This is a genomic window from Acinetobacter sp. SH024 (assembly GCF_000163635.1).
In the GTDB taxonomy this organism is placed as follows: Bacteria; Pseudomonadota; Gammaproteobacteria; order Pseudomonadales; family Moraxellaceae; genus Acinetobacter; species Acinetobacter pittii.
In genome coordinates, this window is record NZ_GG753600.1 from 1 (window position 1) to 17,478 (window position 17,478).

General features: G+C 37.5%; 20 protein-coding genes. 8 read left to right on the forward strand and 12 right to left on the reverse strand.

The window, feature by feature from the left end; genetic code table 11:
* Positions 1-16: 16 nt before the first annotated feature.
* From HMPREF0013_RS05960 to HMPREF0013_RS05970, 3 genes are all read right to left on the reverse strand, one after another.
* Positions 17-448, reverse strand: a complete 432-nt coding sequence (locus HMPREF0013_RS05960; protein WP_002121094.1) for a CBS domain-containing protein — start codon at positions 446-448, stop codon at positions 17-19.
* Between the two features lie 143 nt (positions 449-591).
* Positions 592-966 carry a DUF2750 domain-containing protein gene (locus HMPREF0013_RS05965; protein WP_005802084.1) on the reverse strand — a complete coding sequence of 125 codons (375 nt, stop codon included), beginning with the start codon at positions 964-966 and terminating at the stop codon, positions 592-594.
* A gap of 199 nt (positions 967-1,165) precedes the next feature.
* Positions 1,166-1,399, reverse strand: a complete 234-nt coding sequence (locus HMPREF0013_RS05970) for a hypothetical protein (RefSeq protein ID WP_002121063.1) — start codon at positions 1,397-1,399, stop codon at positions 1,166-1,168.
* A 216-nt stretch (positions 1,400-1,615) separates the two neighbouring features.
* On the opposite strand from HMPREF0013_RS05970, the gene HMPREF0013_RS05975 reads away from it, so the two are divergent.
* The 6 genes from HMPREF0013_RS05975 (at position 1,616) to HMPREF0013_RS06000 (ending at position 5,914) form a co-directional block, all read left to right on the forward strand.
* Positions 1,616-1,975: a hypothetical protein gene (locus tag HMPREF0013_RS05975; protein WP_002120892.1), complete on the forward strand. Its 360-nt coding sequence runs from the start codon at positions 1,616-1,618 to the stop codon at positions 1,973-1,975.
* Positions 1,976-2,074: 99 nt separating this feature from the next.
* Entirely contained in the window at positions 2,075-2,401 is a 327-nt protein-coding gene (locus tag HMPREF0013_RS05980; protein WP_002120920.1) for a hypothetical protein, read from the forward strand.
* A gap of 120 nt (positions 2,402-2,521) precedes the next feature.
* Entirely contained in the window at positions 2,522-3,634 is a 1,113-nt protein-coding gene (ftsY, locus tag HMPREF0013_RS05985; protein ID WP_002121114.1) for a signal recognition particle-docking protein FtsY, read from the forward strand.
* Positions 3,635-3,823: 189 nt separating this feature from the next.
* Positions 3,824-4,420 (forward strand): nitroreductase family protein, encoded by a 597-nt coding sequence (locus tag HMPREF0013_RS05990; protein ID WP_002121011.1) that lies wholly within the window; start codon positions 3,824-3,826, stop codon positions 4,418-4,420.
* Between the two features lie 219 nt (positions 4,421-4,639).
* A complete protein-coding gene (locus tag HMPREF0013_RS05995) occupies positions 4,640-5,311 on the forward strand; it encodes a DUF2057 domain-containing protein (RefSeq protein WP_005802085.1) in 672 nt (223 codons plus the stop codon).
* A gap of 78 nt (positions 5,312-5,389) precedes the next feature.
* Positions 5,390-5,914, forward strand: coding sequence for a GNAT family N-acetyltransferase (locus tag HMPREF0013_RS06000; protein WP_002121103.1), 525 nt, complete (start codon positions 5,390-5,392; stop codon positions 5,912-5,914).
* 12 nt (positions 5,915-5,926) lie between these two features.
* Here HMPREF0013_RS06000 and HMPREF0013_RS06005 read toward each other — a convergent pair whose 3' ends face one another.
* The 8 genes from HMPREF0013_RS06005 to HMPREF0013_RS06035 all read right to left on the reverse strand — a co-directional run bounded on the left by HMPREF0013_RS06005 (position 5,927) and on the right by HMPREF0013_RS06035 (position 11,599).
* On the reverse strand, positions 5,927-6,226 hold the full coding sequence (locus HMPREF0013_RS06005) for a cyd operon YbgE family protein (protein ID WP_004791954.1): 300 nt from the start codon (positions 6,224-6,226) through the stop codon (positions 5,927-5,929).
* Complete coding sequence (cydX, locus tag HMPREF0013_RS0105015) at positions 6,227-6,328, reverse strand: cytochrome bd-I oxidase subunit CydX (protein WP_002120988.1); 102 nt, start codon at positions 6,326-6,328, stop codon at positions 6,227-6,229. It lies immediately after the preceding gene.
* Between the two features lie 10 nt (positions 6,329-6,338).
* Complete coding sequence (cydB, locus tag HMPREF0013_RS06010) at positions 6,339-7,484, reverse strand: cytochrome d ubiquinol oxidase subunit II (RefSeq protein WP_002120959.1); 1,146 nt, start codon at positions 7,482-7,484, stop codon at positions 6,339-6,341.
* On the reverse strand, positions 7,481-9,067 hold the full coding sequence (locus HMPREF0013_RS06015) for a cytochrome ubiquinol oxidase subunit I (protein WP_002120902.1): 1,587 nt from the start codon (positions 9,065-9,067) through the stop codon (positions 7,481-7,483). The genes cydB and HMPREF0013_RS06015 overlap by 4 nt, the downstream gene beginning before the upstream one ends.
* Positions 9,067-9,261 carry a cytochrome oxidase putative small subunit CydP gene (gene cydP, locus HMPREF0013_RS06020; RefSeq protein ID WP_005802087.1) on the reverse strand — a complete coding sequence of 65 codons (195 nt, stop codon included), beginning with the start codon at positions 9,259-9,261 and terminating at the stop codon, positions 9,067-9,069. The genes HMPREF0013_RS06015 and cydP overlap by 1 nt, the downstream gene beginning before the upstream one ends.
* Positions 9,262-9,635: 374 nt before the next feature.
* On the reverse strand, positions 9,636-10,244 hold the full coding sequence (locus HMPREF0013_RS06025) for an OB-fold-containig protein (RefSeq protein ID WP_002121106.1): 609 nt from the start codon (positions 10,242-10,244) through the stop codon (positions 9,636-9,638).
* 25 nt (positions 10,245-10,269) lie between these two features.
* Positions 10,270-10,578, reverse strand: a complete 309-nt coding sequence (locus tag HMPREF0013_RS06030; RefSeq protein WP_002121079.1) for a Rieske (2Fe-2S) protein — start codon at positions 10,576-10,578, stop codon at positions 10,270-10,272.
* 16 nt (positions 10,579-10,594) lie between these two features.
* Positions 10,595-11,599 carry an adenosine kinase gene (locus tag HMPREF0013_RS06035; RefSeq protein ID WP_002121123.1) on the reverse strand — a complete coding sequence of 335 codons (1,005 nt, stop codon included), beginning with the start codon at positions 11,597-11,599 and terminating at the stop codon, positions 10,595-10,597.
* 382 nt (positions 11,600-11,981) lie between these two features.
* On the opposite strand from HMPREF0013_RS06035, the gene HMPREF0013_RS06040 reads away from it, so the two are divergent.
* Together HMPREF0013_RS06040 and HMPREF0013_RS06045 are read left to right on the forward strand one after the other, a co-directional pair.
* A complete protein-coding gene (locus HMPREF0013_RS06040; protein ID WP_002120972.1) occupies positions 11,982-14,921 on the forward strand; it encodes an insulinase family protein in 2,940 nt (979 codons plus the stop codon).
* 21 nt (positions 14,922-14,942) lie between these two features.
* A complete protein-coding gene (locus HMPREF0013_RS06045; RefSeq protein WP_002120916.1) occupies positions 14,943-16,094 on the forward strand; it encodes a phospholipase A in 1,152 nt (383 codons plus the stop codon).
* A 38-nt stretch (positions 16,095-16,132) separates the two neighbouring features.
* On the opposite strand, the gene HMPREF0013_RS06050 is transcribed toward HMPREF0013_RS06045, so the two are convergent.
* Positions 16,133-17,470 carry a TrkH family potassium uptake protein gene (locus HMPREF0013_RS06050; protein ID WP_002121098.1) on the reverse strand — a complete coding sequence of 446 codons (1,338 nt, stop codon included), beginning with the start codon at positions 17,468-17,470 and terminating at the stop codon, positions 16,133-16,135.
* Between the last annotated feature and the right edge of the window lie 8 nt (positions 17,471-17,478).

Here is a 17,478-nt window from a genome sequence, read left to right on the forward strand (position 1 = left end):
TTTTTATATGAAATAATTAACCAGAGATGTACTGTTTTAATTGTTCAATGAGATTTTTCTGATCTTCCATCGCAGCTTTTACTAAGTCGCCAATAGAAATAAATCCAACTAGTTTTTCATTGTCTAATACAGGTAAGTGGCGTAAGTGACGATCTGTCATAAGCTGTAAGCACTCTTCAACTGTATTGTTTAGGCTTACTGTAAGCACTTTAGATGTCATAATTTCAGCAACGGTAGTGCTATATGATGAACGTTCCATAAGCGTTACTTTTCGTGTGTAGTCACGTTCAGACAAAATTCCGACAACTTTTTCACCCTCAGCTACGACAAGCGCACCAATTCCTTTATCCGCCATAATCTTAATTGCTTCAAGGACAGTGGCTTCTGGAGAAATTGTAAAAATATCTTGCTCTGCTTTGTTCTTGATTACTTGTGCAACGATTGTCATTTCTTCTGTCCTGTGTTTTATCATTTTGTTTTAAATTAGCTTGATTTTATAAAAATGCAAAGACTGGATAGTCATTAAATACAAGTTTCACACTCAAGCGTTCAAAAAGCATTCTAATAGAGATTAAGAACCTAAAGAAAAGTTTACGCTCCTTGCCAATTCGGATGTTTGAAAAAGAAATGCTGCATTTGCTGAGTAGATAACTTTAATTTTCTATGAGATGAATTAAACAAAGCAGGAGTAACGTTGAGTCGAGTTAATGTTGGTAGTAAAGACTCATGGAAATCTTTAGGTGTAATTCTTCTTGGTTTGTAATGTGGCCAATGCTCTTTTGCGTAGCGATGTGCCTGTAAGCCATTAAGCCAAAAAGGAAAAATAAAGTCTTCCTGATCTGATTTAATTGCCCATCCTTGATGAAATAATCCCCAAAGAACCCCGCAATACATCATGGTTCTTAAAATATAAATCTTAATCATCAAGTCTCTTGAAACCGGTTGTAGATTACTTAAACTTTTCATTGTGAATTTAAAGGTTCTAACTTGTCTTGCTTATTATAAAAAAATCAGATGACATTTCAGTTTAAACAGGTATCAAATCGTAAACAAATATTCCAGCTGTGAAATTCAGATCCTTTACTTAAAGTGGCTAAAGTTTTAGATAAATTGCTAGTTTTACTTATTTACAGACGTAAAAAAACGCCACCTAGGTGACGTTTCTTTATGCTTGCATTGTGGCTAACTTTTGCCAATATTGTGCTTTAAGTGAGTCACGTTCAACACGGAAACCTTGATAATACAATTCTGCTAAAAACAGAGCAGCTTTACCGTGCCCAGCGCGAGCAACTTCTTCTAACTGTGCAACTGCATCCTGAAAATTCATTTGAGAGTGAATTGTGTTTACTGCAGTTGCGTACACATGTTCTAAATCATGATGAGAGATACGTTGAATCATAGAAAACTCCTTATTGTAATTATGATTACTTTTTCTAAAGGCCGCTGCCTTTAAATTAATTTAACTTAGAATTATTAAACTAATATTACAAATTAATGGATTTGTCAACTATTGGTGCATACCAGTTAATTCACTATTAGGATACATGATTAAACATTATTCACAAATAATTTTGAGTAAAATCAATATGAGAATAAAAGACAAGGAGAATAAAATATGACAAATACTATCGATGGCTTTGTTTTTGATACTCCACCTAGAGAGGAACAAATCATAGAACTAGCCCATTATCATCGTAAGCTATTAGACGAAGCGATCTTTCATCAAGAGATCCATTTAGGGGATTATTGTCTTGCTCAGCGCAAAAGGGTATTTGACTTTGCACGGCATTTGGAACCTGCACAAAAAAACTGGTTTTATCAAGTTTATGATGGTGAACTGAGAAAAATTGCCGACGAAGACGAACTGCATCCAGCCGATGCTGAAGAAGGTTTAAGTATTTTTGCGATGTTTTTAGTCTTGGTGATTATTGCAGCAATTTTATACTTTTCCGTCATTCGTTCACTAATAAGCTAAGTATTATGATCCAGTAAGGTACGATTCTTGGCCTTACTGGATGTTTGATCTTGTGCTTATGAGTATTGAACCCTACACTACACTAATTCGAGGTAGGTCATGCTCATATTCAAACAAAATTTTCTTAAATTAAAGTCTGAGTTAAAAGTTGATCAATGTTTTAACCTATTTGTGGTTATTGTCATTGGCTGTATTTTTGTGCTGTCATATTTAGCATTACTTCGGCCTATTAGTCCGGAACAATATCAACGAATTATACAACTCTCTCATCAAGCTACTTATCCTAAAACTCAGGATATGGCTGAGCTGTTAATAGCTCAATCAGAAATTCATAGAGCAGAGTATTTAAAGTTAATGCATGCATATCAATTTGAAGGTGCTCATATTAGACAATATCCAGCACTTGCTCAGGAAGATACTCAGTAAATAGGGTAATCAGGCTAAATCTTGGTTTCCAAAGCTTTTTGAGCACTATTGTGGCAGGCAAAATTTTGAATTTATGCTAAACTTTATCTTTTTAAACGCGCTGCTTTTCAAGGAATCCGCATGGAGCAACAATCGAATATGCAAAATAAATTCTTGATAGATGCTGAGATCGGTGATGACGATGTCACATTACCTAATTTACCTGCTATCGATGTTCCCATCGTTGAATCTCCTGCTAAATCACAAGAAAATATTGAAGTAGCCAAAGACGAAGTGGCTTCTACAGAAACACCGGTTGAACAACCAAAAACTGGTTTTTTTGGCCGGATGAAAGAAGGCTTAACCAAAACTCGTCGTAATTTCGCTGATGGTATGGTCAATATCTTGATTGGCGGAAAGGAAATTGACGATGAGTTACTTGAAGAAGTCGAAGAGCAATTATTGGTTGCAGACATTGGTGTTGAAGCAACAAAAACCATCATTACCAATTTGACAGAGCGTACAGCTCGTGGTGATTTGATCTATTCTCACTCTTTATATAAAGCGTTACAAGAAGAGTTGGTTGCTTTGTTAGCCCCACGTGTTAAACCATTGCATATTGACCCTAACAAATCACCTTATGTGATTTTGATGGTTGGGGTAAATGGCGTTGGTAAAACTACAACTATTGGTAAGTTGGCGAAACGTTTACAAGGTGAAGGTAAAAAAGTGATGTTGGCTGCTGGTGACACATTCCGCGCCGCAGCAACTGAGCAATTACAGATCTGGGGCGAACGTAACGATATCTCTGTAGTAGCGCAAGGTCATGGAGCTGATAGTGCTTCTGTTATTTTTGATGCCTTTGAAAGTGCTCGTGCTAAAGGAATTGATGTATTAATTGCGGATACGGCAGGTCGTTTACATAATAAGAGTAACTTGATGGAAGAACTCAAAAAAGTTAAACGTGTTATGCAGAAAATTGATGCAACTGCACCTCATGAAATTATGTTGGTGGTAGATGCAGGAACAGGTCAAAACGCGATTAACCAAGTACAAGAGTTTGATCAAGCTGTAGGTTTAACGGGTATTACCATTACCAAGTTGGATGGAACAGCTAAAGGTGGTGTACTCTTTAATATTGCAAGCCGCACCCATGTGCCAATTCGTTTTATTGGTGTAGGTGAAAAAATTGATGATTTAAGACCATTCTCGGCTAAATCTTTTGTTGCTGCGCTGTTTGAAACTGATAAGTAAATTGATTGGTAACCCTAAAAAGCTTCACTAAATCGTGAAGCTTTTTTTATATGTATATCTTTTATTATTGTTGCGAAAATAAAACGAACTGTCATATTTTTAATGCTGATTATGAAAAATGACTTTAATACACTGTACTCATTCCCAAACAACGACCCTTGGTCAAATCAATAGGTAGGAAATAACAAAATGTCTACTTTCTTAGATAAAATTAAAAACCGTCGTACTATTTATGCAATTGGTAAAAACGTTGCATTAGATCGCACTAAAATTGAAGAAACTATACGTGAAGCAGTTAAACATAGTCCTTCAGCTTTTAACTCACAATCTTCACGTGTAGTGACACTATACGGTGAATCTCATGCTAAATTCTGGAATTTAGTTCGTGAAGCATTGCGTAAAATTGTTCCTGCAGAAGCTTTTGCTGGTACAAATGCAAAAATTGATAGCTTTGTAGCGGGTGTTGGCACGGTTTTATTTTATGAAGACCAAGCTGTTGTTAAAAGCTTACAAGAGCAATTCGAACTATATGCGGATAACTTCCCAGTATGGTCTGAACACTCAAGTGCAATTGCTCAATTTGCAACTTGGACTGCGCTTTCAGAGCTTGGTTTAGGTGCTTCTTTACAGCACTATAACCCAATTGTCGATGCAGACGCAGCTGAAGCATTTGATGTTCCTGCAACTTGGAAATTACGTGCTCAATTAGTATTTGGTTCGGTTGAAGCACCAGCAGGTGAAAAAGCATTTATTAATGATGCTGATCGTTTTAAAACTTTCAATTAATTTAATTGAAATTAAAAAAGCACCTATTTTAGGTGCTTTTTTTATGTTTTTAGAATGAATAGGAGGAATACATAAAATGAAAATTTATGAAATTCAAGTGCATATTTCAAAATAATAAATCAAGAAATTAGTCGATAACTGCTTTGTCATAAAATAGTCACAATCATATTGCATATTGCTCATGATTTAATAGCTTATCAAACACAGAGAAAGAGACAGATGACTTTAAGATTAGGTGTTGCTGCAATTGGCTTATTACTCAGCGGTTCGGTATTTTCAGCAGTTACAATTACAGCACCAGAGGAAATTGTAATCCTTGCAGTGAATGGTCAGGAAGTCAACTCTGGGTTATTTCGTTCATCTAAAAATAATTATAAAGTCGATGCTGGTGAAACAAGCTTAAGTGTGCGCTATCAAGAATACTTTGAACATTTAAGCGGGGAGCATGACATTGTTAAATCTGGAGTAGTCACAATTCAAACTCCAGTACTCAAAGATGGGCAAACTTATAAGCTCAGAATGGTAGATGCACCAAAGCAATTTGAACAAGCAAAGAAATATGCTGAGCAACCAACTGTGGCTTTGTACAGCGCAAATAATGAATTAATCGTACAACAAACTGGTGCAAACAATGAGGAAAAACCATGGTTTGCAACGGGTTTATTAGGAAAAGTCACTGACTTTACGACTAAATCATCTAAATCGCAGCCTGAGGCAGTGTATGCCTCTGCTAAACCTACTTCTGTTCAGGTGGCTGTACCAGCTCCAACATCTATGCCAGTAACGGGTGTAGCCCAAACGAATGATCAACGTTTAGTTGAAACCTGGCAGAAAGCTTCTAAAGCTGAGCGTCAAAAATTTATGGCATGGTTAGCTGAACAATCAAATTAATTAATTGCTATTTAAAATAAAGCCGATTTAATATCGGCTTTATTTTTAGAATTTTTACAAATAGCCTAAGTATACTTTATGAATAATTTAAATTTCCGTTTAGCTCAATTTTCTGATATTCCACAACTGGTAGCTTTAATTAATAAGTCCTATCGAGAACAACAAGATAGAAGTTGGACAACAGAGCTTGATTGGGTCGAAGGGCAACGTATTACAGAGTTTCAATTAGAAGAACAACTACAACTTAGGAATTTAACATTATTGGTAGCGGAAACTTCTGCTTCCAAGCTTATTGCTTGTATTGGGCTTACATTTGAAAATAATCAGGTTGAGATTGGAACATTTTGTACTGATCCTCAAGTTCAAAATATGAGAATGGGTCGATCTGTTTTAGAATATGCAGAGCAATATGCATTGAAAGAAGTTCCCCATCTGACCAGCGCCTTAATGTATGTGCTAGATATCCGTTCTGAATTGATCGCTTATTATGAAAGACGTGGATATATGAAAACGGGTAATAAGCAGCCATATCCGGTTGAAGCAAATGTAGGGGTGCCAAGGATCCCCATTAAATTGGTTGAAATGAAAAAAGACCTCAGATGAGGTCTTTTTGATTTAGGTTAGGAACCAGATGTAATAGCCTAAAAGCATGAGAGGCCAAGCCACCCACGGGCTAAATAGCCATTTCCATAACCAGAAGTTAGGTACGAAACCCACTCCGTAAATAAAGCCACCAGAAATACCAATCATCACCAGCATAAGCTGGCTATGATTGTAGTGCCCGTTAGCATCTAGCATGAGTGAAGGATAAACCAACAAAATTGCAGCAAGAGGCAATGCCAACAGAAAAGAAAGGGCCATTGCAAATGCTTGAGCTTTTCGATGATTTGATGCTGTCATTGCTTTTGCCATCATTTATTCCTCATCTAAATCTTGATGATGTTCGATATAAAGCGCGCTGAGTACACCCGCAAAACATGCCATCAAAATGCCTAGGATCCATGCGAAATACCACATAGTTTTCTCCTTAATACAAGCTATGCGAGTTTGACTCGATATGTTTATTAGTGATGACTCCCCACATTTTGTAATAAGACCAAGTGGTATAGATCAAAATAAGAGGAACAAAAATGCAGGCAGCAACCGTCATAACGCCTAAAGTAAGGTGACTTGATACAGCATCCCACATTGTCAAGCTAGAGTTAGGATTGATACTAGATGGAAGTAGGAATGGGAATAGGGCAAAACCAGCAGTTAAAATTGCTCCTACAATCATTAAACTTGTACCAGTAAAACTTAAGCCTGCTTTTACTTTTGAAGATGCAAAAATTGCAATGATTGCACCTAAGATGGCAAGAGCAGGGGCAACTTTAGTCACTGGATAGGTACTGTAATTGTTCATCCAACCAGGATTGCTATTGGTAATCACTTCTTTAGCTAAAGGGTTAAGCGCAGTATTTGGGTCTATAGCAACAGCATAGCTATAACCTGGAACTTGCCCAAAATACAGCCATGCTCCAATTACAAGGAAACAAATTAAAAAGATAATTGCCATAATTTGAGTGGCTTTGGCAGAGCGCTGTTTTAAAGCTTCATCAGTACGGAGCATGAGCCATGCACCGCCATGTGCACACAGCATAGACAGACTTACCACACCGCAAACTAAAGCAAAGGGGTTAAGAAGGGCAAAAAAGCTGCCTGTATATTCAGAGCGTAAAGTGCTATCTAAACTAAAAGGAATACCTAAAAACAAATTACCGAAGGCCACACCAAACACAAGCGCTGGAACAGCACCACCGATGCACAGACCCCAGTCCCAAGAGTTACGCCATTTGGTATTTTCAAGTTTAGAGCGATAATCGAAACCTACAGGTCTTAAGAAAAGTGCAAATAGAACTAACAAAAGTGCCCAGTACATGCCTGAGAAAGCGACTGAGTAAACCATTGGCCATGCAGCGAATAGTGCACCTCCCGCCGTAATAAACCAGACCTGATTACCATCCCAGTGTGGGGCAATGGTATTGATCGCAGCACGGCGTTCGCTATCGGTTTTTCCAACGAAAGGCATGAGAGCCATAGACCCCATATCAAAGCCATCGGTAAGAGCAAAGCCGATGAGTAGTACACCGACTAACACCCACCAAATGATTTTCAATAATTCATATTCAATCATGATAAGGCCTCCCCATTAACAGCTGCTTTCGGTTCTTGCTTTTCAAAATGATATTTGCCAGTGTGTAGAGAGCTTGGTCCTAAACGAGCAAATTTGATCATTAAATACATTTCAATAATCAAAAGAGCGGTGTAGAACGCTGCTAGTGCAATAATCGAACCCCATACGTCACCAGTACTTAAACTAGAAGTAGAGAGATGAGTTGGTAGAATTTCACCAATAGACCACGGTTGACGACCACCTTCAGCTACATACCAACCAGTTTGTGCAGCAATCCAAGGAAGCGGAAGAGCAAACAATGCATATTTTAGGAGCCAAGGTTTATTTTCAGCATTTCTTTTTGCTACAGCCCAAGTCGCTAAAATGAAAAGTAATAGCATTAAGAAACCTGAGGCAACCATTGCGCGGAAAGAGAAAAATAGCGCTGTAACATTTGGAACAGTATCTTTTACAGCAGATTTAATATTTTGCTCGCTTGCATCAACTACATTGGGTGCATATTTCTTAAGAAGTAGGCCATAACCTAAATCTTTTTGATTTTTTTCAAAAGAGGCTAATAACTCTGGTGAGCGATCACCTGCACGTAATTTTTCAAGTTCGGCATAGGCAAGCATACCGTTGCGAATACGAACTTCGTGCTGCTGCATGAGATCTTTAAGACCAGTAACTTCTTTGGTTGTTGAACGAGTTGCAATTAAACCTAATGCATATGGAATTTTAACTGCGTAATCTGTCCGCATTTCTTCATGGTTTGGTACACCAAACAAAGTAAACGGAGCAGGAGCAGGGTGAGTATCCCATTCGGCTTCGATCGCAGCGAGTTTAGTTTTTTGAACATCACCGAGCTCATAGCCAGATTCATCACCTAACAAAATCACTGAAAGTGTAGATGCAAGACCGAAAATGGCAGCAATTGCAAAAGAGCGGCGTGCGAAAGGAAGATCACGTTTTTTAAGTAAGTAATAGCTTGAGATGGCAAGTACAAAAATTGCACCAGTTACATAGCCCGCAGAAACGGTATGTACGAATTTCACCTGAGCTACAGGGTTAAAGATAAGCGCGCCGAAATTAACTAATTCCATACGCATTGTTTCAAAGTTAAATGCAGCACCTACGGGGTTCTGCATCCATCCATTCGCCACTAAAATCCAAAGCGCTGACATATTGGATCCGAGAGCGACTAACCATGTTACGCCTAGATGCTGAACCTTACTTAAACGGTCCCATCCGAAGAAGAATAAACCAATAAATGTAGACTCGAGGAAGAATGCCATAAGGCCTTCAATTGCTAATGGAGCACCAAAAATATCACCTACATAGTGTGAGTAATAAGCCCAGTTTGTTCCAAATTGGAACTCCATTGTTAAGCCAGTTGTTACCCCTAAAGCAAAGTTAATACCAAATAATTTTCCCCAAAATTTAGTCATATCTTTGTAAATTTCTTTACCAGAAATGACATAAGTGGTTTCCATGATGGCAAGGATAAATGCCAAACCTAGAGTTAAAGGGACGAAAAGAAAGTGATACATTGCGGTCATCGCAAATTGAAACCGCGAAAGATCAACCACGCTTTCAGAAATCATCAACGTGTCTCCTTAATGTGGGAAATGTTATCGCCAGCAATATGCTCGGCGATCTGATTGTCAAAATTTTTGGGGATGGTGGGAGCATCAAACCAAATATGTTTGATCGTTAAGAGAAGCACTATTTTTATTATTAGAATAATAGTGATTTCTTTAACTAAACGACCATTAAGATTTTTAAAATTAAGGCTCATAAATTAAACCTCATTTGATATTAATTTTATTATTAATCAAAATATAATAAAAATAAACATTAAATATATTTTAAATGAATATTTAAATAATTAATTTATATAAAACAATAACTTAATATTTTAAAATAAATACCATACTAAAGTAGTTTGAATTGATTATTAAATCCTACTAAAACACTTGTAAATAAAAATATTAAGTTGATTAAAATGGTTTGTTTTAATTTAATACCAACCAAAATGGTTGTATATTATATTTATAAATTATGTTCCAAACTAAAATAGTTGGAATAATAAATAATTAAAAAGAAAATAATAAAATATAGGCGTAATAAAGCCTGCTATAAGCAGTAATTAAATAGAATAGTAGTGAGAATTTAATCGGGGGCGAAAAGATCGTTTGATACAGAAATTTTCTTGGCTACATAATGGCTTTTATGCACTCTGACAAGGATAACTTGAGAGTATAATTCGAGTTCGCCGTATTCTGGTTCGACTTGAACATAATGGAGCTGGCCGAATTCATCACGCACTCGCGCTTGGGCAGAAAATCCAGGTCTAGCATTACCACTGGAAACTGTCGCTAGTCGTCCTAAAAGATTATAGTTTGTATGAGTAAGCTTTGGTTTAATTACTTGGTCAAGGCAGTGAATCATGAATACAGTAAAAAAGATTGCAATGACAAGAGCTGGGACGATTAAATAAAAAGGTGAAATAAAATAATGCTGGATTGCAAAGAAAGAGAGTTGTAAAAAATAACCTGCAAAACTGAAATTGATGAGTAAAAAAACGAAAATTAAAGCTTTAGAAAATTTAACATTAAGTAGTGGTGAGTTAGAAAGCCAAACAGGCGCAATTTTTTTGAGTAATTGACTTGGACGAAGTCCAATATACATACCAATGGTTTCTACCACGCTGAGTAATATCAAAGCCACTACACTTAAGTGAAATGGCATAAGATAATAATTGAAAAAGAAATCAGCCATGGCAGAAACTCTAATGTTGATCGCTTCAGTCTACGATATAGATACCGCCATCTGAATGTACTTTAATCTCAACTTTATTTAAAAAATCACCTAAACATGGTCCTGAGATACATTCGCCTGTTTCCACAGTGAATAGAGCACCATGGGTAGAACATTGAATATACTCTTGGTCTTGATCAAGAAATTGATTTTCTAAATATTCAAGCTCTGTTTGCAAGTGAGGGCATAAGTTTTGATAAGCATAGAATGCGCCATCACGTTGCGTAATGAAAATAGTAGTTCCTTGTAAAGTGTCAAAAGCTCTAGCTTCACGCTCAGGAACTTCTTCCGTCATACAGATCCTTTCCATTTCAAGCACATTCCTTCTGAAAATTTTCAAGAAGTTTAGCATAATCATTAATCGCTAAACGTGGGCCAAATTGAGAAACAACTTCACTAGAAATTAAGACTGCTAACTGTGCAGCAGCATTCAAATCTTGATGATGGTTTAGGGCGTATAGGAATGCGCCTGCAAATGCATCGCCAGCACCATTTGTATCAACGGCTTCTACATGACGGCCTGCCACATGGAAATGTTGAGTAGAGTTGGAAACTAAAGCACCTTTAGCACTTTGTGTAATGACTACTGTATGATTTTTAAAACGTAATTGAGCAAGAGCGTCTTCTACAGTTATTGTATTTGTATACATTAAGGCTTCTTGTTCATTACAAAATAGTAAATCTACTCCATCATCCATAAGTTCTTCTAAGCCTTCGCGAGCGTATTGCACCATGGCAGGATCTGAAAGAGATAAAGCAATCTTAACGCCATTTGCTTTTGCAATTTCTCTGGCCTGTTTTACAGCTTTGCGCGCTGTTTCACTTGTAGAAAGATAACCTTCAATATAAAGCCATTTTGCTGTTTTTAACGGTTCAAAATCGATTTGATCTTGAGAAAGTTCAGCAGTGATGCCCAAATAGGTATGCATCGTACGTTCAGAGTCAGGACTAATGAGTACCATGCAGGTGCCTGTTACACCTTCACTAATTGACTTTGGAGTGGTTTGGATGCCAGCTTCATTTAAACCTTGCAGATAAATTGAACCCAAATCATCGTTACCAACGCGGCAACCATAAAAAGCACTTCCACCTAATGCACTAAAGGCTACAGTAGTATTCGCAGCAGAACCACCACTTGCTTGACCTTTGTAATCTTGATGCTGTTTTAACTCTGCATAAAGAGCAGATTGAGTGTCGCCATCGGACAACTGCATGGTGCCTTTTTGCAAACCTTGTTGACTAAGAAAATCATCAGACACTTTAAATTCTTGGTCGATTAATGCATTACCAATTGCAAAAAGATCTACAGTTGCCATATGTGTTGTCACAAAATAAAAAAATCAGGTTGCTAAGTTTACACCATTGCTTGGATTTGCTGTAGTTTGTTGAATAAAATTCAGTTAAATCAAAAATTAGTGGAAAAATATTGTTGTGTGAATATTCTTTAGATTCGAAAATAGCTCGTTAAGATAAAATTGATAAGCTTTTTAATTCAATGTCTATCATATACATAGAATTAAAAGCTTTTGTTCTGTTAGGATAAAACATTCATGGCTATGTGTTTGATATCAAAGCTGTGCCAATGAAAACTAATACTCAACAAAAACATAGTATTTTACTTGGCTTTTGTTCGCCAATCTCAAGCTGACTCAGGCTATAATGAGACTTATTCACTTATCCGATATGTTAGGAGATCACATGACTGTAGATGTCACTGAAACCATTTCTCAAACTGTTCACCCTGCGTTTCAGTTGCTACGTCAGCACCATGTAGAAGCATTAGATATTTTAGTGTCTGAATATAAGCATAAAGTCACAGGTGCGGTGCATTATCACTTGGCAACTGATTATGATGAAAATGTATTTCTTGTTGCTTTTAGAACCCAGCCTATGGACTCTAAAGGCACGGCACATATTTTAGAACATACGGCTTTGTGTGGATCTGAAAAGTTTCCGGTACGTGATCCATTCTTTTTAATGATTCGTCGTTCTTTAAATACTTTTATGAACGCATTTACCGCAGCAGATTGGACAGCATATCCATTCGCTACTCAAAACAAAAAAGATTTTCAAAACTTACTTTCTGTTTATCTTGATGCGGCATTTGCTGCCAATTTGAATCCACTTGATTTTGCTCAAGAAGGTATTCGTATTGAACTGGAAAATGGTCAACCTGTTTATAAAGGTGTTGTTTTTAATGAAATGAAAGGTGCGATGAGTGCGCCGTCTGACCAACTTTATCATCAGTTGGCCCATCATTTATTTCCTGAAACGACTTACCATTACAACTCAGGCGGTGACCCGAAAGATATTCCTGATTTAACGTATGAGCAGTTAGTCGATTTTTATAAAGTACATTACCATCCAAGTAATGCTGTATTCATGACCTTTGGTAATCAGACAGCATATGAATTACAAGAGCAATTTGAAAAACTAGCTCTACACAAGTTTTCTGCGGGAACAACTTTATACTCTAAGCCTGAAAAACGTTTAGCTGCACCAATTGAAGTAACAGAGAACTACGGTGTTGATAGTGATGATTTAAAAGATAAAACTTATCATGTTCTATCTTGGTTATTACCAGAAGCAAATGACATTAAATTGCGTTTAGGAATGCGTTTAGTCGAAGGGATTTTATTAGAAAATTCGGCTTCGCCACTTCGTCATTACTTAGAAACTTGTGGTTATGCTCAATCTACAGGTCCATTAATGGGCGTAGACGATAGTAATTTTGAAATGACTTTCTACTGTGGTGTTCAAGGTTCAAATCCTGAACATGCGCAAAGCTTTAGAGATGGTGTTTTAAATATTCTGCGTGATGTTGCTGCTAAACCAATTGACAGTAATTTAGTCGATGCAATTTTGCATCAAATCGAGTTACATCAACGTGAAATTAATGGTGACGGCACACCTTATGGTTTAAGTCTAATTTTAAATGGCTTAAGTGGTGCGATTCACCATAATGATCCAATCCAAATTTGGGATGTTGACAGCGCAATTGCACAAGTTAAAGAAGAGTTGAAAGACCCAATGTGGTTATCAAATCTGATTCAAACACATTTGCTCGACAACCCTCATCGCGTACAAATGACTTTAGTTCCAGACCCGACCAAGTCTGTAAAAGAGCAGGAAGCGGAAAAAGCTCGTTTAGCGGCTATTGGTGAAAAACTAACAGATGCTGATAAGGCTGAAATCATTGCTAAAACCAAGGCTCTAGAGGAACGTCAGGATACGCCTGATAACCTTGAGTTATTGCCAAAAGTAGGCTTGGAAGATGTACCTGCTGATTTGCATATTGTACAAGGTCAGTTACGCGAAATTATTTGTAATCGTATGGATACGCCGTTGAACTTGTACCATGCTGGTACTAACGGTATTTACTATCAACAAGTACTCATTCAGATTCCTGAAGATATTGTGAAGTCGCCTTATTTCAATTTGCTTTCTATTTTGATGGGTGAAGTAGGTGCAGGCGAATATGGCTATCTTGAACTACAAAACTTACAAACCGCTGTAAGTGGTGGTTTAGGAATGGGTGCCTCTTTACGTAGCAAAGTTGATGATAAAGATAAAATTAGTGCTTGGTTAACTTTAACGACTAAATCGTTGACTCAGAAATTTGATGCAATTCATTTATTAAAATTAGCATTTGAACAGCTTCGATTTGATGAGAAAGAACGAATTATCGAGTTACTGCAACAACGTAAAACACGTTGGCAATCTCGTTTATCTGGTTCAGGTCATAGCTATGCGATGCAGATTGCTTCTCGTAACATGAGTGCCTTGGCTCAACGTGACTATCAAAACACGGGTTTAGGTGCATTGAACTGGTTGGGTGAGCTTGTTACTAAAATTACCCAAGATGATGCTGCTTACGATGAGCTGATTGCAGAATTAAAACGTATTCATAGTAAGTTGTTGCAAGCACCTAAACAGTTCTTACTAGTGTGCGAAGAACATCAATCTGAACGTTTGGTTGAAGAAATCCAGAATGTTTGGGATAAGTTGAATGTTGATACAGCTACAACTGAGTTAACTCAAGTAGAACAAGCTAATGATAATAATCATGAAGCATGGTTAATTCAGGCAAACGTTCAATTCTGTGCGTCTGCATATCAAGCCGTAGAAGTATCACATCCAGATGCGGCTCCATTAATGGTATTGGCAGCTTATTTACGTAACGGATTCTTGCACAGTGCTATCCGTGAAAAAGGTGGTGCTTATGGCGGCGGTGCTAGTTATGATGGAAATGCATGCTCATTCCGTTTCTTCAGTTACCGTGACCCACGTTTAGCAGAGACGTTTAAAGACTTTGAAGCGAGTGTGCAATGGTTATTAAATACAGAGCAACAACCTCATCAGCTTGAAGAGGCAATTCTTGGTTTAGTGGCAAGTATGGATAAACCAGGCTCTCCAGCAGGTGAAGCGATTACAGCCTGTTATGCATTGTTGCATGCGAGAACACCAGCTTTCCGCCGTACTTTGCGTGAAAGATTGTTGCATGTAACATTGGATGATTTAAAACGTGTTGCTCGTCAATATTTAGTAGAGCAAACTCCTGTAAAAGCTGTAGTTGCGCCATTTGCTAAACGTGATGAATTGCAGCAATTAGGTTTTACCATTCAACAAGTTAATTAAAATAAAAATTGGAGATTGAACATGGCGTTCAAACAATTTGAACGCACATCTTTACAGCTAAGCATGGGAATCGTGCTTAGCTGTTTATGTGCGTCTGTAACATATGCTGATACCTTAGCTCCAGCAAACCCCGCCACAGTTGATGCATGTGTTGCTCTTGCTTCGAATGCCGATCGTCTGGCTTGTTACGACTCTGTATTTAAACCAGCAGCTCTACCTGTTGTGCAAGCCGCTGTAGTACCTGAGCCTGTTAAAAAAATCGATCAGCCCGCTGTTCAACCAGAAACATTTAAAGAGAAGGTGGTAGATACAGTTAGTAATATTAAAGTGATTGGTAAAGCACCTACACTTGAACCTACTACTTCTTTGCTAGATCAACGTTGGGAATTATCTGAAAAAAGTAAGCTAGGTGTTTGGAATATTCGTGCTTATCAACCAGTCTATTTACTACCTGTATTTTGGACCAGTGACAAGAATGAATTCCCGAGTAGTCCAAATCCAAATAACACTGTAACGGATGCTCAGAATCTGAAATCAACAGAAAGTAAGTTTCAGATTTCTTTGAAAACCAAAGCTTGGGAAAATATTTTTGGAAATAATGGTGATTTGTGGGTAGGGTATACGCAATCTTCACGTTGGCAGACGTTCAATGCTGAAGAATCTCGCCCATTCCGTGAAACGAACTATGAGCCAGAAGCAAGTTTAATGTTTAGAACGAACTACGAGTTGCTTGGTTTAGATGGGCGTTTGCTTGGAGTTACCTTAAACCATCAGTCAAATGGTCGTTCAGATCCATTATCTCGTAGCTGGAACCGTGTAATTTTTAATGTTGGATTGGAGCGTGGTAATTTTGCTTTAATGCTTCGTCCATGGATTCGTCTTGAAGAAGATAGTAAAGATGATAATAACCCGGATATGGAAGATTACATTGGTCGTGGTGATTTAACAGCGTTTTATAAGTGGAAGCAGAATGACTTCTCTTTAATGCTGCGTCATTCATTGAAAGGTGGTGATGACTCTCATGGTGCTGTGCAATTTGATTGGGCTTTTCCAATCAGTGGCAAGTTACGCGGACATTTCCAGTTGTTTAATGGTTATGGTGAAAGCTTGATTGATTATAACCATCGAGCAACTTATGCTGGTTTGGGTGTATCGCTCTTGAATTGGTACTAAGACGCTTAAGAAAAGCCGCTTTTAAAGCGGCTTTTTTATTATCCAATTTGAATGTTGGCTTGAGGGTGTTTAAGTCGACTCTTTTTAGGAGTGGCAATTAAGTAGGCAAGTGTTAATGGTCCAAGTCGTCCAGCAAACATGAGTAGGCTTAAAATGAATAAACTACCATTATGTAAATCTGGTGTGATTCCACGAGAGAGGCCCACTGTACATGCTGCTGAAACAACCTCAAAAAGCAAATTCATAAAATCTGCTTTAGGCTCTAAAAGTAAAAGAATAAAGAAGCCCATGAAGATAAGGATGCTTGTAATAGCAGTCACCGCTAATGCTTTATAGGTCGTTTCATGAGATACAGAGTGGTTAAATATTCTAATTTCATCTGTACGGCGTAAAAATGAAATTACACTAAGTACTAAAATGACAAAGGTTCCAACTTTGATTCCACCCGCTGTACTCAGTGAGCCACCACCAATAAACATCAATAACATCATTAGTAGTGAGCTACTGTTGGTCATTGCACCTGTATCAATGGTATTAAAACCTGAGGAACGAGGGACTGTTGCCTGAAACCAAGCGTTTAATGCTTGTTCACCTGAGTTTAACATCCCTAAAGTCGCGGGATTTTGAGCTTCTAAAGCCCATATTAAAATAAAGGCAACTAGGTTTATAATTGCAATGGTTGTCAGAATAAGCTTGCTATTTGGCGTTAGTTTTTTCCATCTTTTGTTTTGCTTAATATCCATGAGTACTAAAAAACCAAGACCACCTAAAGTGTAAAGGATGCTAATGGTTATACAAATAATATAGTTACTTTGGAAATTCATTAAACTATTGGAAAATAATGAAAAACCAGCATTGTTGAATGAGGAAATGCTATAAAAAACTGCATAATATAAACCACGCGCAAACCCGTATGTTGGTGTAAAAGCAGCGGTAAGAATAACTGTACCAATCAGCTCAAAAATAAGGGTATAGGTGACAACTCCTTTAGCAACAAAGGTAACTTTTGATAGGCTTGTTTGCCCGAGACTATCTTGAGCCATCATTTGCTGTTTAAGACCAACTTTTGGTGACAAACTTAATGCTGCCAATATTGCAAAAGTCATAAATCCCAAACCGCCAGACTGGATCAGTAATAAAATAATAGTTTGCCCAAAGAGGGTAAAAGATTCATGAATATTTAAAACAGATAGACCGGTAATTGTAACTGCGGAGGTGGCTGTAAAAAGCGCATCCATCCAACTGACATTGCCTGTATTCGCAAATGGCAATTTAAGCAATAAAGTGCCAAAAGTAATAAAGCCTAAAAACCCTAGCGCTAAAAGTGAAGGAGGGCTTAAATTTAACGTTTTATGAGTCTTGTGATATATAGACATATTCTAGA

What these genes read in the sequence shown, in the direction of transcription:
- cydB (WP_002120959.1), bottom strand. Translation starts at nt 7,484, where the DNA reads ATGATTGAATATGAATTATTGAAAATCATTTGGTGGGTGTTAGTCGGT.
- HMPREF0013_RS06045 (WP_002120916.1), top strand. Translation starts at nt 14,943, where the DNA reads ATGGCGTTCAAACAATTTGAACGCACATCTTTACAGCTAAGCATGGGA.
- HMPREF0013_RS06005 (WP_004791954.1), bottom strand. Translation starts at nt 6,226, where the DNA reads ATGATGGCAAAAGCAATGACAGCATCAAATCATCGAAAAGCTCAAGCA.
- HMPREF0013_RS05995 (WP_005802085.1), top strand. Translation starts at nt 4,640, where the DNA reads ATGACTTTAAGATTAGGTGTTGCTGCAATTGGCTTATTACTCAGCGGT.
- HMPREF0013_RS06040 (WP_002120972.1), top strand. Translation starts at nt 11,982, where the DNA reads ATGACTGTAGATGTCACTGAAACCATTTCTCAAACTGTTCACCCTGCG.
- HMPREF0013_RS05990 (WP_002121011.1), top strand. Translation starts at nt 3,824, where the DNA reads ATGTCTACTTTCTTAGATAAAATTAAAAACCGTCGTACTATTTATGCA.
- HMPREF0013_RS06025 (WP_002121106.1), bottom strand. Translation starts at nt 10,244, where the DNA reads ATGGCTGATTTCTTTTTCAATTATTATCTTATGCCATTTCACTTAAGT.
- HMPREF0013_RS06000 (WP_002121103.1), top strand. Translation starts at nt 5,390, where the DNA reads ATGAATAATTTAAATTTCCGTTTAGCTCAATTTTCTGATATTCCACAA.
- HMPREF0013_RS05980 (WP_002120920.1), top strand. Translation starts at nt 2,075, where the DNA reads ATGCTCATATTCAAACAAAATTTTCTTAAATTAAAGTCTGAGTTAAAA.
- HMPREF0013_RS05960 (WP_002121094.1), bottom strand. Translation starts at nt 448, where the DNA reads ATGACAATCGTTGCACAAGTAATCAAGAACAAAGCAGAGCAAGATATT.
- HMPREF0013_RS05970 (WP_002121063.1), bottom strand. Translation starts at nt 1,399, where the DNA reads ATGATTCAACGTATCTCTCATCATGATTTAGAACATGTGTACGCAACT.
- HMPREF0013_RS06050 (WP_002121098.1), bottom strand. Translation starts at nt 17,470, where the DNA reads ATGTCTATATATCACAAGACTCATAAAACGTTAAATTTAAGCCCTCCT.
- HMPREF0013_RS06035 (WP_002121123.1), bottom strand. Translation starts at nt 11,599, where the DNA reads ATGGCAACTGTAGATCTTTTTGCAATTGGTAATGCATTAATCGACCAA.
- HMPREF0013_RS06030 (WP_002121079.1), bottom strand. Translation starts at nt 10,578, where the DNA reads ATGACGGAAGAAGTTCCTGAGCGTGAAGCTAGAGCTTTTGACACTTTA.
- ftsY (WP_002121114.1), top strand. Translation starts at nt 2,522, where the DNA reads ATGGAGCAACAATCGAATATGCAAAATAAATTCTTGATAGATGCTGAG.
- cydP (WP_005802087.1), bottom strand. Translation starts at nt 9,261, where the DNA reads ATGAGCCTTAATTTTAAAAATCTTAATGGTCGTTTAGTTAAAGAAATC.
- HMPREF0013_RS06015 (WP_002120902.1), bottom strand. Translation starts at nt 9,067, where the DNA reads ATGATTTCTGAAAGCGTGGTTGATCTTTCGCGGTTTCAATTTGCGATG.
- HMPREF0013_RS05965 (WP_005802084.1), bottom strand. Translation starts at nt 966, where the DNA reads ATGAAAAGTTTAAGTAATCTACAACCGGTTTCAAGAGACTTGATGATT.
- HMPREF0013_RS05975 (WP_002120892.1), top strand. Translation starts at nt 1,616, where the DNA reads ATGACAAATACTATCGATGGCTTTGTTTTTGATACTCCACCTAGAGAG.
- cydX (WP_002120988.1), bottom strand. Translation starts at nt 6,328, where the DNA reads ATGTGGTATTTCGCATGGATCCTAGGCATTTTGATGGCATGTTTTGCG.